We start from the raw sequence: 17,115 nt of genomic DNA on the forward strand, positions 1-17,115 counted from the left end.
CACTGGGCTCACGTGAAACGTGGACAAATACCACGACGCGCGGGCGGGAAACGACTTCACCAGTGGAACACTCAGTAGGTTTTTAGGAGCGCTGTAATGCCTGAGATAGATGTCTATCACTTTTTCCAACAGCTGATTAATGGCCTGACCATTGGCAGCACCTATGCCTTGATCGCCATCGGCTACACCATGGTTTACGGGATCATTGGCATGATCAACTTCGCCCACGGCGAGGTGTACATGATTGGCTCGTACGTGGCGTTCATCGCCATCGCCGGCCTGACCATGCTCGGTCTGGACAGCTTGCCGCTGCTGATCACCGCCGCATTCGTCGCAAGCATCGTCGTCACCAGTGCTTACGGCTACGCCATCGAGCGTGTTGCCTACCGCCCTTTGCGCGGCAGCAACCGGTTGATCCCGCTGATCTCGGCCATCGGGATGTCGATCTTTCTGCAAAACACGGTCTTGCTCGCTCAAGACTCGAAAGATAAATCGATCCCCAACCTGATCCCCGGCAACTTCGTGTTCGGCACCGCCAGTACCCATGAGGTGGTGATTTCGTACATGCAGATTCTGATTTTCATCGTCACCCTGGTCGCCATGCTCGCACTGACCTGGTTCATCTCACGCTCTCGTCTGGGCCGCGCCTGCCGGGCCTGTGCCGAAGACATCAAGATGGCCAACCTGCTCGGCATCAACACCAACAACATCATCGCCCTGACCTTCGTCATCGGCGCCGCGCTGGCTGCGGTCGCTGCGGTATTGCTCAGCATGCAATACGGCGTGATCAACCCCAACGCCGGCTTCCTCGTCGGGATCAAGGCATTTACCGCCGCAGTACTGGGCGGCATCGGCAGTATTCCCGGCGCGATGCTGGGTGGATTGGTATTGGGCGTAGCTGAAGCCTTTGGTGCCGATATTTTCGGCGACCAATACAAGGATGTGGTGGCCTTCGCTCTTCTCGTCTTGGTGCTGTTGGTCCGGCCGACCGGCCTGCTTGGCCGTCCGGAGGTTGAAAAAGTATGACCAGGAATCTTAAATCGGCGTTTTTCAGCGCCTTGCTGGTGCTGGCAGTCGCCTACCCGATTCTCGGCCTCAAGCTGGAAATCGTCGGCGTTAATCTGGCCGTCATTGGCACCAGCAACACAACGTTGTTCGCTATTTTCGCCTGCGCTGTGGCGATGTTCCTGCGGGTGTTGTTCCACGAACCTATCGCCGCGGCCTGGCGTTCGACGCCAAGCATGCCGCTGATTCCAGCCAAGGCCAGCAACTTCCTGACCCTGCCTTCGACTCAGCGCTGGATCATCCTTGGCTTGATTCTGGTGGCACTGGTCTGGCCGTTCTTCGGCTCGCGCGGCGCGGTGGATATCGCCACACTGATCCTGATCTACGTGATGCTCGGCCTCGGCCTGAACATCGTGGTCGGTCTGGCCGGCCTGCTCGATCTGGGTTATGTCGGCTTCTACGCCGTCGGCGCCTACACCTATGCCCTGCTCGCGCATTACTACGGACTCGGTTTCTGGATCTGCTTGCCGATTGCCGGGATGATGTCAGCGCTGTTCGGCTTTCTCCTCGGTTTCCCGGTGTTGCGTCTGCGCGGTGACTACCTGGCGATCGTGACCCTCGGTTTCGGCGAGATCATCCGTCTGTTGCTGCGTAACCTGACAGGCCTTACCGGTGGCCCGAACGGCATCAGTAACATCCCGAAACCAACCCTGTTTGGCCTGACGTTCGAGAAAACGGCGGCTGAAGGCATGCAGACCTTCCACGAGTTCTTCGGCATTGCCTACAGCTCGGTGAACAAGGTGATTTTCCTGTATCTGGTCGCGCTGTTGCTGGCCCTATTGGCGCTGTTCGTCATCAACCGCTTGCTGCGCATGCCCATTGGTCGTGCCTGGGAAGCGTTGCGTGAAGACGAAATCGCCTGCCGCGCATTGGGTCTGAACCCGACCATCATCAAGCTCTCGGCCTTCACCCTTGGCGCCTGCTTTGCCGGTTTCGCCGGTAGCTTCTTCGCGGCTCGCCAGGGTCTGGTGACCCCGGAATCATTCACCTTCATCGAGTCGGCGATCATCCTCGCCATCGTCGTGCTGGGGGGTATGGGCTCGCAACTGGGGGTAATCCTCGCCGCCGTGGTGCTGATCCTGATGCCTGAATTGATGCGTGATTTCAGTGAGTACCGAATGTTGATGTTCGGCGCCTTGATGGTGCTGATGATGATCTGGCGTCCACAAGGTCTGCTGCCCATGCAACGTCCCCATATGGAGCTGCAGCGATGACCCGTCCGATTCTGCAAGTCAGCGGCCTGTGCATGCGCTTTGGCGGCTTGTTGGCGGTCAATGGCGTCGGCCTGACCGTTAATGAAAAACAAGTGGTGTCGATGATCGGCCCGAACGGTGCTGGCAAAACCACCGTGTTCAACTGCCTGACCGGTTTCTACAAACCCACGGCGGGCAGCATCCTGCTCGACGGCGAAGCGATCGAAGGCCTTGCTGGCCATCAAATCGCCCGAAAAGGCGTGGTACGTACCTTCCAGAACGTGCGGTTGTTCAAGGAAATGACGGCTGTGGAGAACTTGCTGGTTGCCCAGCATCGCCACCTCAACACCAATTTCCTGGCAGGCCTGTTCAAAACCCCGGCGTTCCGCAAGAGCGAGCGCGAGGCGATGGAATACGCAGGGCATTGGCTGGAGCAGGTCAATCTCAAGGAGTTCGCCAACCGCCCTGCCGGCACCCTGGCCTACGGTCAGCAACGCCGTCTGGAAATCGCCCGCTGCATGATGACCCGCCCGCGCATCCTGATGCTCGACGAGCCGGCAGCCGGTCTGAACCCACGTGAAACCGAAGACTTGAAAGCCCTGATCGGCGTGTTGCGCAATGAGCACAACGCCACGGTGTTGCTGATCGAGCACGACATGAAGCTGGTCATGAGCATCTCCGACCATATCGTTGTGATCAATCAGGGCTGTCCCCTGGCGGACGGCACGCCTGCACAGATCCGTGACAATCCTGAAGTGATCAAAGCCTACCTGGGGGAAGCGTAAATGCTGCAATTCGAAAACGTTTCCACCTTCTACGGCAAGATCCAGGCCCTGCACTCGGTCAACGTCGATATTCGTCAGGGCGAGATTGTCACCCTGATCGGTGCCAACGGTGCTGGCAAATCCACCTTGCTGATGACGTTGTGCGGTTCTCCGCGCGCTCACAGCGGCAGCATTCGCTACATGGGCGAAGAGCTGGTCGGCCTGGACTCATCGCAGATCATGCGTAAAAGCATCGCGGTGGTGCCCGAAGGCCGTCGTGTGTTCGCACGGCTGACCGTGGAAGAGAACCTGGCCATGGGCGGGTTCTTCACCGCAAAAGGCGACTATCAGGAGCAGATGGATAAAGTCTTGCACCTGTTCCCGCGCCTGAAGGAACGGTTCAATCAACGCGGCGGCACCATGTCCGGCGGTGAACAGCAGATGCTTGCCATCGGCCGTGCACTGATGAGCAAACCCAAGCTGCTGTTGCTCGACGAACCGTCGCTGGGTTTGGCGCCGATCATCATTCAGCAGATTTTCGAGATCGTCGAACAACTGCGCCGTGATGGTGTAACGGTGTTCCTGGTGGAGCAGAACGCCAACCAGGCCTTGAAGATCGCTGACCGTGCCTACGTGCTGGAGAACGGCCGTGTGGTCATGCAAGGCACCGGTGAAGAACTGCTGGTCGATCCGAAAGTGCGGGATGCCTATCTGGGCGGTTAACGTGTTGATGCTCTGAAAAACGGCCTGCGGGCCGTTTTTTATGCACGATGAGTTGTTGGGCACCCGCCACTCGGGCGGCTACTTCAGAGCCGTTCCAATGCAGCGCTGCTGCGCTCGAACCAGCCCATGAGGTAATCCGCCAGTACTTTCGTGCGCCGGGGCAAACCGCCTTCATAGGGGTGTACCAGATACAATGGTGAGCTGCGCGTCTGATAATCGCGCAGCAGCCAGCGCAGGCGCCCGTCATTGATCTCGGCATGCACCATGTAGGAAGGCAGTCGCGCTATTCCTGCCCCCACCAGTGCACCCTTCTTCAACAGGCTGTAGTGGTTACTGGCAAAAGGACCCGCCACCTCCACGCGCATCAATTGATGCTCTTGGTGATAAAGCCACTCCTCGCGCCCCCTGTAATGGCTGTTGAGCAGGCAACGGTGCTCACTCAACGCAATGGGATGAGTCGGCTCCCCGCAACGCTCAATATAGGCTGGGCTGGCACAGGTCAATTCCTGCATGGCCAGCAGCGGCTTGGCGACCAGGCGCTCATCACTGCCCACGCTGGAACGAATGGCCAGATCGAATCCGTCCCGGTGCAGGTCGCGAAAACCGTTATTCAGCTCCAGTTCGACCTGCACCAGCGGGTGCTCCTGGGAAAACTCCGTCAGCAAACCTTCGAAAAACGTTTCACCCAACGACACCGGCACCGTCATCCGCACTGCACCGGATACTTCATCCTGCAATCGGGCCAGTGCTTGCCGGGCTCGCTCGACCTGTGTGATCAGCGCCCTGGCTTGGGGCAGCAGGGCAGCACCCGCTGCGGTCAGGCTCAAGCGGCGCGTGGTGCGATGCAGCAGCACCACTGAGTAACTGGTTTCCAGGAACTTGATGCGTTTGGACAACTGGCCTTTACTGCACCCAAGCCGTTGTGCGGCCAAAGTGAAACTGCCCGCTTCGATCAGGACTGCAAACGCCGCCAGATCATCCATTTCACTCATTCAATTGTTTCCTTTTGAAAACCAAAGGTTGCCTATTAGCACGCTTATCGACGGGAAAAAGCCACCTTACACTGCTGCTTCATCCACTCACTTAAAGGACTGTACGATGAAAATTCTCTTGATCGGCGCCAACGGAACCATCGGCTCAGCGATCTACCAGGAGCTGGCCTCGCGTCACGAGGTCGTAAAAATCGGCCGTACCAGCGGCGATTTCCAGGTAGATATTAGTGACAGCGACTCAATCAGAAAACTATTCGAACGGACAGGTTCATTCGATGCGCTGGTGTGCGCGGCCGGGAATGTGAACTTCGTGCCCTTGGCAAAAATGACTGAAAAAGACTTTGCATTGGGTCTGCAGGACAAATTGATGGGCCAGGTCAATCTGCTGCTGATCGGCCGCGACGTTGCCAATGACGGCGCCTCGTTCACCTTCACCACCGGCATTACCAGCCACGACCCGATCCGTACCGGCGCGTCGGCCAGCCTGGTCAATGCTGCAATCGATGGTTTTGTTCGCGCAGCGGCCATCGAACTGCCTCGTGGTTTGCGGGTGAATTCAGTCAGCCCGAACGTGGTGCTGGAGTCGATGGCAGGTTATGCGCCCTACTTCCGCGGCTTTAAGCCGGTTCCAGTAGCTGATGTGGCGCTGGCTTACGCGAAGAGTGTCGAGGGGTTGCAGACGGGGCAGACCTATCACGTCGGCTGAAGCCCTTGTGATCAGGCAGCAGGGTCAGTACCGTGGCGCAACTTGTCTGGAGACCCGCCATGTTCGCCGCCCGTTCCGTTTTGATGTTTGCCCTGCTGCCAGTCTTTGCCGGGTGCCAGATGTTCAACGCAAAGTCCGAGACACCTAATGCCGGCCTGCCTCGTATGCAAGGCGACCTGATCGGCGAAGGCGGTCAGTTGCTGTTCCAGCCGTGCAATGAACAGCGCCGGTTTGTGGTCAAGGATGGTGGCAATACTGGCGTTCTCCAGGAAGCCGCAGGTCTGGCGGCTCGCAAAGGCAAGCTGTTCGCTGACCTGCGTGGCAGTTTCGTTGCGGGCACAACGCCCGGCACCGATGGGCAACTTAATCTGCAACAACTCTATCGCGTCGAACGTTCGGGCGCGGCCTGTGACGATGCCAACTTCAAACGACTGACCCTGCACGCCAATGGCAATGGCCCGACGTGGAACGTCAACGTCAGCGGCAAGGGCATGGTCCTTGAGCGCGAAGGCAAAGAGCCGTTAGCCGTGCCCTTCCTTGAAGAACAATTGCCGGATGGCCGTTTCAACCTGAGCAGTGAAGCCAATAACCAGCACATAGAGCTGTGGGTTGCGCCCCAGCGTTGCGTCGATCCTGTCGACGGTTCTGTGCAGCATTTAACCGCCGAACTGCGCATCAATGGGCAAATCCAGCGTGGTTGCGCCTATTACGGCGGTTTACGCAACGACTGATTCCGCTGGCTGGCCGTTTTTTGCCTGACGGAAACCCCTCGAACCGGCTTATAATTGCCGGTTCGCGTAAAGCTGGCCCGGATACTGGACCCTGTCATGTTACGAATCACCGAACTCAAGCTGCCAATCGATCACCCGGAAGAAGACCTGCGACCTGCACTCTTGCAGCGCCTGGGCATCGACAGCGATGAACTGCTCGACTTCACCCTGTTCAAGCGCAGCTACGACGCGCGGAAAAAATCCTCTGAGCTGTGCTTTATCTACACCGTCGATTTCGCCGTGCGTGATGAAGCCGCCCTGCTGCACACGTTCGCCGATGATCGTCACATCGGTCCGGCGCCGGATGTCAGCTACAAGGTCGTAGGACATGCGCCAGAAGGCTTGAGCGAACGCCCGATCGTGGTCGGCTTTGGCCCCTGCGGGATTTTCGCCGGATTGCTGCTGGCGCAGATGGGCTTCAAACCGATCATTCTGGAGCGCGGCACGGAAGTCCGTCAGCGCACCAAGGACACCTGGGGTCTGTGGCGCAAAAATGTGCTCAACCCTGAGTCCAACGTGCAGTTCGGTGAAGGCGGCGCCGGGACATTCTCCGACGGCAAGCTTTACAGCCAGATCAAGGACCCGAAATTTCACGGACGCAAGGTGCTGCACGAGTTCGTCAAAGCCGGTGCCCCCGAGGAAATCCTCTACGTCAGCAAACCGCACATCGGCACCTTCCGTCTGACCGGCGTGGTCGAACACATGCGCCATCAGATCGAAGCACTCGGCGGCGAAGTGCGCTTCCAGCAGCGAGTCACCGACGTCCTGATCGATAACGGACAGTTGCAAGGCGTGGTGCTCGACAGTGGCGAGCAAATCAACTCGCGGCATGTGATTCTCGCGCTGGGGCACAGTGCGCGTGACACATTCCGGATGCTGCACAGCCGTGGCGTGTACATGGAAGCCAAACCGTTTTCGGTCGGGTTCCGTATCGAACACCCACAATCGCTCATCGACCGGGCACGCCTGGGCAAATACGCAGGGCACCCAAAACTGGGGGCGGCCGACTATAAACTGGTGCACCACGCCAAGAACGGTCGGTCGGTGTACAGCTTTTGCATGTGCCCTGGCGGCACCGTGGTGGCCGCGACTTCCGAGCCCCACCGCGTGGTCACCAACGGCATGAGCCAATACTCACGCAACGAGCGCAACGCCAACTCCGGGATTGTGGTCGGCATCACGCCGGAAGACTATCCAGGCGGCCCGTTGGCAGGGATCGAGTTGCAGGAGCGACTAGAGTCCCACGCCTACATTCTGGGCGGCAGCACCTATGAGGCACCCGCGCAGCTGGTGGGCGACTTCCTTGCCGGCAAGGCCTCCACCGCGCTGGGCAGTGTTGAACCGTCTTACAAACCCGGTGTAAAACTGGTGGACCTGGCCGACGCCCTGCCCGCTTACGCCATCGAGGCGATTCGTGAAGCGTTGCCAGCGTTCGACAAGCAGATCAAAGGTTTCTCGCTGCACGATGCGGTGTTGACCGGGATCGAGACCCGCACCTCGTCGCCGCTGCGCATTACCCGTGACGCCACCCTGCAGAGTTTGAACGTCAAGGGCCTGTTCCCGGCCGGTGAAGGCGCCGGGTACGCTGGCGGCATTCTGTCTGCCGGGGTCGACGGCATTCGCATTGCCGAAGCGCTGGCGCGGGATATGTTGGGAATCGTGGAGTAAACACCCATACAGGGGGCGGGTCTGGATTCAAATCCCCGCCCGCAATACCCCTTCCGGCAAGGCCTCGCCCCGTTCGGCGCAGGCCTTCACGCTGTCGATCAATCCGGCCAGATCATAGCCCTGAGCCTGCAACCAGTCCTGATCGTAATAGGTCGTCGCGTAGCGTTCTCCGCCATCACACAAAATTGCCACGATAGACCCGGACTCTCCGGCGCTGACCATTTCCCGGGCCGCCAGCAGTGCGCCTATCAGGTTGGTCCCACTCGAACCTCCGACCCGTCGGCCTAAACGCTGCGCGAGGTAATGCATGGCCGCCAGCGACAAGGCGTCCGGCACCTTGACCATCGCGTCGATCACCTTGGGCAGGAACGAGGCTTCGACCCGAGGCCGACCAATGCCTTCGATCCGCGAGCCGCAGTCCAGGCGCAAGCTCGCATCACCGCTCTGGTAATAGTCAAAGAACACTGACCGCTCGGCATCGGCGCACAACACCCGCGTGCAGTGCTGGCGATAGCGCACGTAGCGCCCCAGCGTCGCGGTGGTGCCCCCTGTGCCAGGGCTTGATATCAACCAGCTGGGTTCGGGATAACGCTCGAAGCGCAGCTGCTGGAAGATCGACTCGGCGATGTTGTTATTCGCCCGCCAGTCGGTGGCCCGTTCGGCATAGGTGAACTGATCCATGAAGTGCCCGCCGCTTTCATGGGCCAGACGCTCGGACTCGGCATAAATCTGCGTCGGGTCCTGCACCAAGTGGCTTTTGCCCCCATAAAAGGCAATTTGCGCGATCTTTTCCTGAGACGTGCTGGCGGGCATGACCGCAATGAACGGCAAACCCAGCAAGCGCGCAAAGTAGGCCTCGGAAATCGCCGTGGAACCGCTGGACGCTTCGATCACCGGGGCCCCGGCCTTGAGCCAGCCATTGCACAACGCATACAGAAACAGCGAACGCGCCAGGCGATGTTTGAGGCTGCCAGTCGGGTGACTGGACTCGTCCTTGAAGTACAGTTCGATGCCAGGCAAGCCGGGCAATTCCAGAGGGATCAAATGGGTGTCGGCGCTGCGCTGAAAATCCGCTTCGATAATGCGGATCGCTTCACGGGCCCAGTGACGGTTATCGCTCATTATCAGGTTCTCTTTGAGTCAAACATGTTCAAGGGCACACCCACACGTTGCACCTTGAGCCACAGAGTAAATGAAGTGGCTGCAGGCTGACTTACAACCTGAATCTGGACACTAATTCTAAGAAAGTTCCTACAAGCGCAACAGGTACAGTCGCGACGCAATTAGTTACATAACTGCTAGGCTTTTTTGACTTCCATTATCACGCACACATATATAACAAAAAAGAATATAACTTTTGTTTTAACAACTAACAGTAAGGGTTAGGGTGTCAGTCCTTTTGAACCATCATGGAGAGTGACCTTGCCTCTGCGTAGCACATTCACGCGTTTCTTTCAGATGGAAGCGGCCAGCGGCCTGTTACTGATCGCTGCGGCGGCGCTGGCCCTGATCATCAACAACTCACCCTTGGCCTGGTTGTACAACGGCCTGCTCGACGTACCCGTGGTTGCACAGGTCGGCGCACTGAAAATCGCCAAACCTCTGCTGCTGTGGATCAACGACGGACTGATGGCCCTGTTCTTCCTGCTGATCGGGCTTGAGGTCAAACGCGAGGTACTGGAAGGCCATCTGTCCAAAGCGTCGCAAATTGTCTTGCCGGGTGCGGCAGCGATCGGCGGCATGGTAGTGCCCGCCCTGATTTTCTGGGCCCTGAACAAGGATGATCCCTCAGCGCTCAGCGGGTGGGCAATCCCGATGGCCACCGACATCGCTTTCGCCCTGGGCGTGCTGGCGTTGCTCGGCAAACGGGTGCCGGTATCGCTCAAGCTGTTCCTGATGACCCTGGCGATCATCGACGACCTGGGGGCGATCATCGTGATCGCGCTGTTCTACTCTGGCGAAATGTCGAGCCTGTCGCTGATGTTGGCAGCGCTGTCCATCGTCGCCCTGATCGCGATGAACAGACTGGGGGTGATCAAGCTCGGGCCGTATCTGATTATCGGATTGCTGCTCTGGATCTGCGTACTCAAGAGCGGCGTGCACGCGACATTGGCCGGTGTGGTACTGGCTTTCTGCATCCCGTTGCGAACCAAAAATGCGGAGTCCTCGCCGCTGCTGACCCTGGAGCATGCGCTGCACCCGTGGGTCGCCTTCGGCATCCTCCCGCTCTTCGCCTTCGCCAATGCGGGCGTACCGCTCAGCGGCGTGACACTCGAGAGTTTCACCCATCACGTGCCAATGGGCATCGCTGCGGGCCTGTTGCTGGGCAAGACGCTGGGCGTGTTCGGCCTGACCTGGCTGGCGGTGAAAACCAGCATGGCCACGCTGCCGACCGGGGCGAACTGGGGGCAAGTGTTCGGCGTGTCGATTCTGTGCGGGATCGGCTTCACCATGAGCCTGTTTGTAGGCTCCCTGGCGTTCGCACCAGGCACCAGCGAATACGCCGGCATGGACCGCATGGGCATCCTCACCGGCTCGATTCTCGCCGCGTTGATTGGTTACGCGGTAACCGCCATGGCCAGTGGTAAAAACCACAAAGCCTGATACCCGGCGTTCACCCGCTCAAAAAAAGACCCCGACCAATAGCCGGGGTCTTTTTTTGAGGTCACATTAACAACGCTTCAATGCTTAGTGAGAAACACGGCTCGTGCCATTCACGCTCATGATGCGTACGCGCTCGCCGACCCGGAAAATTTCGTTTTCCGCAACGGCCTGCACATAGGCGCGCATGGTGCCGTCGTCTTCACGCACGGTGATTTCCACACCTTGCGTACGGGTCAGCCCCTCTTCCGAGGCTGCACCCAGCATGCCACCGGCTACCGCACCAATGACTGCTGTGATAATACTCCCGCGACCACCACCGACCGCACTCCCTGCCACGCCACCGACGACTGCGCCAGCACCCGCGCCGATTGGGGTTTTGGTGCCTTCGATTTTCACTGGGCGCAATGATTCAATGGTGCCCATACGTACGGTCTGTACTGTTCGGGCCTCATCGCGAGAGTAGGAATCCCCGGTCAGACTTGAAGAACAGCCGCCCAGTGTCAATGCCAAGGCAGTGAACGAAGCAACCAGCAGAACAGACTTACGCATAAGATCATCTCCAAAAGGACAGATAGCCATTAGACTCCGCGACAAGAACGCTGTCACGACCCCGCAGAGAGAAATTTACGTTCGTTCAGCGGGAATACAGTAACGCGTTGTTCCTGATTGATAGACGGCTGTGCTGACATTTAATTCAACGTACTACCGTGAGAAAGGATGTTATGGACTACTTCATCATCGCAGTCGCCACCGTGTCTGCCCTGTACTTCCATTGGTGGCTGCACAGACGTATCAAGCGCTGGATGGATCGCGATCTGGCGTTATCCCTGGCGGGCAGTGATCCCGAAAAGAGGACGCTTATGCTGCAGCGCCTGGAGCAGGCGCAGCAGCAGAAAATCAAACGCCGCGATTTAGCCGCTTGGCTGCAAGCGGCTGCCGGGCAGGCTCCAGAGGTCCAGGCAGCGCAGAAAACGCCGCAAGGCGATTAAGGAGCCAGTCGCTCGCGGATCCACTGCTGGTTATCCAGACGATAATTCAGGCGGTCATGCAGACGGTTTGAACGACCCTGCCAGAACTCGATTCGTTCGGGCAACAAGCGATAGCCACCCCAGTGTTCGGGGCAATGCGGCTGACTGTCGCTGAAGCGTTGTTCGGTGGTCTTGAGCAACGCTTCAAGCTCGGCGCGATCGGCAATGACCCGGCTTTGCGGGGATGCCCAGGCGCCCAGGCGGCTGCCCAGCGGACGAACCTGGTAGTAAGCGTCCGAGTCTTCAGGGCTGACCTTGACCACACGGCCCTCGATGCGGACCTGGCGTTCCAGGGTCGGCCAGAAAAACGTCATCGCGCCGAAAGGACGCGCTGCCAATTGCTGGCCTTTGTCACTGTCGTAATTGGTGAAGAAGGTAAAGCCCAGCTCATCCAGCCCCTTGAGCAACAGAACCCGACAATGCGGTCGCCCGTCTTCATCAACGGTGGCCACGGTCATGGCGTTGGCTTCCACCGGCGCCTGCTCGGTTTTCACCGCCTCGTCGAACCATTGGCGGAACAAGGTAAAAGGTTCGTCCGGTGCCTGGGCCTCGGTCAAACCATCACGGACATACTCACGGCGCATATCGGCCAACGCTCGGGTCATGACGTGCATCCTTCGCTAAAAAATCCTGGAACTGGGGCCTTAATTGGCCTTGGCTTGATCAGTCGGCTGAGTTTTCTTAACTGGCGCTACAGCTTTGGCTTTGGCCTTGGCTGGCGCGGCCTTGGCAGCCTTCTTCACCGGTGCTTTCTTGGCAGTCGAGGCTTTCTTCACCGGCACAGCTTTTTTGGCGGGTACATCGGCGTTGGCGACAAGCGCCACAGGCATCGGCTGCACCGTTTTAACCGCGATCCGGGTTGCAGCCGGCGCTGGCATATTGTATTTGCTGAGCAAGGCAAGCATGGTGTTTTGCGGGGTCATGAAGATCTCGACCCGACGGTTCAACGATCGGCCTTCCACGCTGTCATTCGCCGCTCGCGGCATCAACGACCCCATGCCACGCAGGTTCAGACGGTCACGTTCCAGACCACTCAGGCGAAAAATCGACGCCACTGACTGGGCGCGATCCTGACTCAATTTTTCACTCTCAGGCCCAGCGCCGGCGGTATCGACATGGCCCAGTACCAGCACTGAGGTTTTAGGATCGCTTTCGATCGCTTTGGCTAGACGAGTAATCGGACCCAGGGTCACCGGCAGCAACATGGTCGGGCGCTTCGGGTTGAAGGAACTGTCCGCCGGTGCGGTAATCACCAGCACGTTGTCACGGCGCTCCAGCTCGAAGGGGCTGTCTTTGATGGCCAAACGCAGGCGTGGCTCGTAATCATCAAGCCAGGCCTGGGTGATTTTCGGGTCTGGCATCGGGATCGGGGCGAGCTTGGCCTCGTCCTTTTTACCTTCGAAAGGCCACCACCAATGGCTAGCGGAATCGGCCTTGGCAACGACGGGCGCAGCGTTCGCCTGGGCACTGGCCTTGGCCGCCGCAACGTCGGGTTTTGGTGCAACGGAGGCCGTCGGTGCCGCAGCGGCGCCGGAGGCGAATGGCCACCACCAATGAGTTGCACTGTCAGCCTGGGCTGCAGGTGCACTGGCAACCGCTTTCACGTCTGCTTTCGGTGCGGCGGCCTTGTCAGGGCCGGACTGAGCGACCTTGTCGGAACCAAAGGACCACCAGTGGCCGCCCTCGGCAGAATCATTCTGTGGCGATTGAGCACAGCCGGTGACAGCCAGGCACAGCGCGAAAGCGAGACTTTTGTTAGATGACATTGTTGACCCACAAAAATAATAATTAAGCAGAAATTGAGCTTTCGGAAGCCCGCTTAAACAGACGGTTTGATAACAAATACAGCCTTCAAGTTCCCTGATCGCGGCCTTAACAGACAGTCGGCCGAGCTACAGGCATTCGCCCAACACGCGCGCCAGCTTCTGCGCACGAGGGTCCATCAATACGTAGGGGCCGAGCGTATTCGTCACGAAGCCGAAGGCCACCTCTCGCTCGGGGTCGGCAAAGCCAACGGAGCCGCCTGCGCCAGGATGGCCAAAGGCTTTAGGGCCCAGGCCAAACGTGGCATTCGGCACGTGCGGTTGGTCAAGCATGCACCCCAGACCGAAACGGGTCTGGGTCAACAAGGTCTTGTCTTGCCCGACACTGTGCTCGCGGGTCAACTCACTCAACAGTTCGGCTTCCAGCAAACGACCATCAAGCAGGCCGCTGTAGAAACCCGCGAGGCTACGGGCATTGCCATGGCCGTTAGCGGCAGGCTGTTGCATACGCCGCCATTCCGGCTTGTTGGTGCTGGTCATGATCGACGGTGGATTGGTGAAGGCCCGTGCGGTCATGGACGTCGGTTCGCGCATCACCGCGTGCAGCAAACGCTGGGCGGCTTCATCGCCTGCGCCGCCCTTGCCGCGAGCGATGTACGCGACACGGTGGAACTCTTCATCCGCCAGCCCGACATGAAAATCCAGACCCAACGGACGCGCAACGCGAGCCACGATCGACTCTCCCGGGCCGCGCCCGTCCGCACGGCGCAGCAACTCGCCCACCAGCCAACCATAGGTGATGGCGGCATAGCCATGGCCGTGGCCAGGTGTCCACCAGGGTTCTTCCGCCGCGAGCGCATCCGTCATGGCTTGCCAGTCGTACAGCGCTTCGGCCGGCATGATGTAGCGCAGCGCTGGCAAACCCGCCTGATGGCAGAGGAACTGGCGCAACGTGATTTTCTCTTTGCCAGCGGCAGCAAACTCGGGCCAGAGTTTGACCACAGGTTCGTCCAGACTCAGCTTGCCTTCGCCCACCAGTTGCAAAGCGGTGACCGCGGTGAATGTCTTGGTGCACGAGAACAGATTGGCGATGGTGTCGCTGTGCCAGGCCTCAGCGCCATCCCTGTCGGCCGTGCCAGCCCAGAGATCGAGGACGGTTTCCCCGCCGATCTGAATGCACAATGCACCCCCGCGTTCCTGGGGATCATCGAAGAGCGCAGCGAAGGCTTCACGCACTGCTTCGAATTTAAGCTCGAAATGACCCTGAATCTGCACCCGCTCGCTCCCAGACAACTAAATCTACAAAGTGGCGTGCATTGTTCCAGCGATTGAGCGCTTTGGGAACAGACTCAGGCAAGAGGATGGCGTTTAGCAGCTAGCGAGTAGCCTCCTCCCCCCCTTGATCACTATTGCTTGCCGCCGTCGCCTTTATCGGACGCTGCCGGAGCCGAGGGTGTTTTGGCTTTTGCCGCAGCGCTGGCCCGAACCTCTTTCTTCAGGACGTCGGCCACCTGCCCGTTGCTTTTGCGCACCGCCTCGACAAAACCCTGAAACGGCACATCGGTGATGCCGACCAAGCCCACGTGACCATTCTCGCCATCGAGCAAACGGCCCGTGACGGGTTGATCGAGGTACTGGAACCAGTGCACGCCGACGATTGAAGGCTCTGCCAGCGCTTGTTTGAGGAAGTTGGCGTAAGCCGGACCGCGATCTTCTTCTTTGGCAACTTCCATCATGCCGCCCCAGAACGGGCCGCGATCACGCGAGCCAAAATGGAATTCGCCAACCAGCACAGGCTTGCCCAGTTCGCGCAGTTGGGCGAAGTCATAACCGTCTTGAGGTTTTGGCGTGTAGAAGTTGAAGCTCAGCACGTCGCAATACTGGGCGCACGACGCCACGGCTTCCGGGGTGCTGACACCAAAACGCCCGCCCAACAACAGGTGATTGGGCGCGTGCCATTTCAACGCATCGGAAATGGTCTTGAAGTACGTGTCGGCGAATACGCGCTGGAAGTATTTGAAGTCAGCTTCTATCTCGGGGTGTTCCGCGCTTGGCAGCGGCGGCTCGAACCCTGGGTCTTCCATCAGCTCCCAAGCGGGCAGTTCAACACCCCAGGCTTTGGACAGGCCCTGCTGATTGCGGTACTTGTCGCGCAGTTGCTTGAGAAATGCCCGTTTGGCCGGAGCATCGGTGGTCATTTTCAAGGTGCCGTACGCTAAGGCGTAGCGCGATTTCGGGTCATCGCCGGGGCCAGCCCAGGCCAGTTCATTATCGGCAAAATAGCCCACCAGCCACGGATCATCACGATGATCGCGGGCGGCGATGGCCACGGCACGCTCGGTGGCCATGGCGAAACGCGGATCGAACGGATCCGGCATGCCACCCCACCAGTCCTTGCCCGTGCTGATACTGCTGTAATCGCCCACGATGGACAGCGGCAAGGTATACGGCACGCGTTCATTCACACCCAGTTCCGGAGCACTCCAGTTGCCGATCGTGTTAAAGCCCCAGGCTTGCAGACGATCCAGCGTGTGGTGGGTCCAGCGTTTGGCATCGACGGGCGGCGAAACGCAATCAGCAGGGGTCGCTGCGGCCACTGGCTGATCCTGCGCAACCCCGTGGGCGTCGGCCTTGGCGCATTTTTCCTGGCCATACGTGCGTTGCAGGTTAGCGCCATAGAAATCGAACCAACGACCCTGATTGAAACTGCGGTCCTTGTTGGCACCTGTATTACTGCGGTTGTCGGCCTTGCCATAAAACACGGCCAGGGAATCGGTATCTGCCGGCAAGCTCGAGAACATCCGCTCGCGGCCTTCAACGTAGGTCCGGCTGTCTTCCGCCGTCACGGCGTTCACACCCAGGGAGTAGAACGGATGACCTTCGGGGGTGACCAGGTACCAGCGTCCGTCGAGTTTCTCGGTGCGGAAGAAGCCCTTGGCCTCAAAGGCCGGACCACCGAGCCAACCGCCAAACGTATCCTGCTTGGGCCGATCGGCCAGCCAGGTCTTGAGCTGCTGCTGCTCCTTGACCGATGAGGCTTTCAGTTGCTCATCGCTGACAATTTTTTCCGGCCATTTGGCCCGGGTGAACTGACCATAGGCATCGACGATATTGGCGTAGGCCGCTTTCTGAATCGCGTCACCTTCCTGCACGCCGAAACGCTCAAGCAGGATGCTTTGCGCAACGTTGGGTTGGCTCATCGCCACGGTAACCGAGACGACATGGCTGCGGTCCAACTCACCCGCCGCACTGGCCAAGAGCACGCGCTGCCCTTCGTAGGTCCACGGCATCGGCGGTCCAGCACGCATGCCCTGACTCAGGGGCGAGCTGGTTTGCAGGGGAATGAATAAGGTCTGAGCAGGTCCGGCGGGCAAATCGACGCGACTGGTGATCACTTTGCCATCAGCGCTTTGAATCTGCACATCAAGGGTCAGCGCCCAATCCATAGCGTTCTGGATGCGTAGCGTCATGGCGCTGTCATCGGACCAATCCCACACGCCGGTCTGCGGCGTCAGGCTCAGGCTGGGGCGAGCCACTGGATTGAAGGTAACGCGGCGCAACACTTCGCCTTCAGCCGTCTGCTCGGCGTTGGATTGCGGCAGGCTGGCATCCTGCGTCGCTACCTGAACCACATCGGCGGGACGAACGAAGTTGAATAACGTCTGTTGTCCATCCGTGGCCGCAAACAGCGGACCGGAACACAACAGCGCAAAAACCGTGGACAGCGAACGGCGAATCATTTGATTAAGTGCTCCTAAACGACCCGTTGATGGCCAGACTTCAGAGTGACAAACAACGTGGCAAACATGGACCGGACCGGGATAAGACCCGATCCGGTG

16 protein-coding genes are annotated in these 17,115 nt (G+C 59.1%); 9 read left to right on the forward strand and 7 right to left on the reverse strand.

What is annotated here, in order from left to right; translation table 11 throughout:
* Positions 1 to 96: 96 nt before the first annotated feature.
* Genes livH through K0F75_RS22325 form a run of 4 tightly spaced genes read left to right on the forward strand, consistent with a single transcriptional unit; the run spans position 97 to position 3,745 of the window.
* Complete coding sequence (gene livH / locus K0F75_RS22310; RefSeq protein ID WP_219064131.1) at positions 97 to 1,026, forward strand: high-affinity branched-chain amino acid ABC transporter permease LivH; 930 nt, start codon at positions 97 to 99, stop codon at positions 1,024 to 1,026.
* A complete protein-coding gene (locus K0F75_RS22315; protein WP_219064132.1) occupies positions 1,023 to 2,279 on the forward strand; it encodes a high-affinity branched-chain amino acid ABC transporter permease LivM in 1,257 nt (418 codons plus the stop codon). The genes livH and K0F75_RS22315 overlap by 4 nt, the downstream gene beginning before the upstream one ends.
* Entirely contained in the window at positions 2,276 to 3,043 is a 768-nt protein-coding gene (gene livG, locus K0F75_RS22320) for a high-affinity branched-chain amino acid ABC transporter ATP-binding protein LivG (protein WP_219064133.1), read from the forward strand. The genes K0F75_RS22315 and livG overlap by 4 nt, the downstream gene beginning before the upstream one ends.
* Positions 3,044 to 3,745: an ABC transporter ATP-binding protein gene (locus K0F75_RS22325; protein WP_219064134.1), complete on the forward strand. Its 702-nt coding sequence runs from the start codon at positions 3,044 to 3,046 to the stop codon at positions 3,743 to 3,745.
* 83 nt (positions 3,746 to 3,828) lie between these two features.
* Here K0F75_RS22325 and K0F75_RS22330 read toward each other — a convergent pair whose 3' ends face one another.
* Entirely contained in the window at positions 3,829 to 4,737 is a 909-nt protein-coding gene (locus K0F75_RS22330) for a LysR family transcriptional regulator (RefSeq protein WP_219064135.1), read from the reverse strand.
* A 106-nt stretch (positions 4,738 to 4,843) separates the two neighbouring features.
* On the opposite strand from K0F75_RS22330, the gene K0F75_RS22335 reads away from it, so the two are divergent.
* The 3 genes from K0F75_RS22335 to K0F75_RS22345 all read left to right on the forward strand — a co-directional run bounded on the left by K0F75_RS22335 (position 4,844) and on the right by K0F75_RS22345 (position 7,881).
* A complete protein-coding gene (locus tag K0F75_RS22335) occupies positions 4,844 to 5,443 on the forward strand; it encodes a short chain dehydrogenase (protein WP_219064136.1) in 600 nt (199 codons plus the stop codon).
* Between the two features lie 59 nt (positions 5,444 to 5,502).
* Entirely contained in the window at positions 5,503 to 6,174 is a 672-nt protein-coding gene (locus tag K0F75_RS22340) for a COG3650 family protein (protein ID WP_219064137.1), read from the forward strand.
* 96 nt (positions 6,175 to 6,270) lie between these two features.
* The gene (locus K0F75_RS22345; RefSeq protein WP_219064138.1) at positions 6,271 to 7,881 is read left to right on the forward strand and encodes an NAD(P)/FAD-dependent oxidoreductase; all 1,611 of its coding nucleotides are present in this window, start codon (positions 6,271 to 6,273) and stop codon (positions 7,879 to 7,881) included.
* 27 nt (positions 7,882 to 7,908) lie between these two features.
* On the opposite strand, the gene K0F75_RS22350 is transcribed toward K0F75_RS22345, so the two are convergent.
* Entirely contained in the window at positions 7,909 to 9,003 is a 1,095-nt protein-coding gene (locus tag K0F75_RS22350; RefSeq protein WP_374029179.1) for a PLP-dependent cysteine synthase family protein, read from the reverse strand.
* A gap of 300 nt (positions 9,004 to 9,303) precedes the next feature.
* Here K0F75_RS22350 and nhaA point away from each other — a divergent pair, with 300 nt between their 5' ends.
* Positions 9,304 to 10,485, forward strand: coding sequence for a Na+/H+ antiporter NhaA (nhaA, locus tag K0F75_RS22355; protein WP_219064139.1), 1,182 nt, complete (start codon positions 9,304 to 9,306; stop codon positions 10,483 to 10,485).
* 84 nt (positions 10,486 to 10,569) lie between these two features.
* On the opposite strand, the gene K0F75_RS22360 is transcribed toward nhaA, so the two are convergent.
* Entirely contained in the window at positions 10,570 to 11,034 is a 465-nt protein-coding gene (locus tag K0F75_RS22360; RefSeq protein WP_219064140.1) for a glycine zipper 2TM domain-containing protein, read from the reverse strand.
* Positions 11,035 to 11,207: 173 nt separating this feature from the next.
* Between K0F75_RS22360 and K0F75_RS22365 the strand changes: the two genes are divergently transcribed.
* Positions 11,208 to 11,474, forward strand: a complete 267-nt coding sequence (locus K0F75_RS22365) for a hypothetical protein (protein WP_219064141.1) — start codon at positions 11,208 to 11,210, stop codon at positions 11,472 to 11,474.
* On the opposite strand, the gene pdxH is transcribed toward K0F75_RS22365, so the two are convergent.
* The 4 genes from pdxH to K0F75_RS22385 all read right to left on the reverse strand — a co-directional run bounded on the left by pdxH (position 11,471) and on the right by K0F75_RS22385 (position 17,016).
* Positions 11,471 to 12,118, reverse strand: a complete 648-nt coding sequence (gene pdxH / locus K0F75_RS22370) for a pyridoxamine 5'-phosphate oxidase (protein WP_219064142.1) — start codon at positions 12,116 to 12,118, stop codon at positions 11,471 to 11,473. The genes K0F75_RS22365 and pdxH overlap by 4 nt on opposite strands.
* A gap of 39 nt (positions 12,119 to 12,157) precedes the next feature.
* The gene (locus K0F75_RS22375; RefSeq protein ID WP_219064143.1) at positions 12,158 to 13,279 is read right to left on the reverse strand and encodes an OmpA family protein; all 1,122 of its coding nucleotides are present in this window, start codon (positions 13,277 to 13,279) and stop codon (positions 12,158 to 12,160) included.
* 126 nt (positions 13,280 to 13,405) lie between these two features.
* Positions 13,406 to 14,551 carry a serine hydrolase domain-containing protein gene (locus tag K0F75_RS22380; protein WP_219064144.1) on the reverse strand — a complete coding sequence of 382 codons (1,146 nt, stop codon included), beginning with the start codon at positions 14,549 to 14,551 and terminating at the stop codon, positions 13,406 to 13,408.
* A gap of 131 nt (positions 14,552 to 14,682) precedes the next feature.
* On the reverse strand, positions 14,683 to 17,016 hold the full coding sequence (locus K0F75_RS22385; protein WP_219064145.1) for a beta-galactosidase: 2,334 nt from the start codon (positions 17,014 to 17,016) through the stop codon (positions 14,683 to 14,685).
* Positions 17,017 to 17,115 lie beyond the last annotated feature (99 nt).

Origin of the sequence: Pseudomonas sp. UMAB-08 (assembly GCF_900095225.1) — a bacterium.
Taxonomy (GTDB): Bacteria; Pseudomonadota; Gammaproteobacteria; order Pseudomonadales; family Pseudomonadaceae; genus Aquipseudomonas.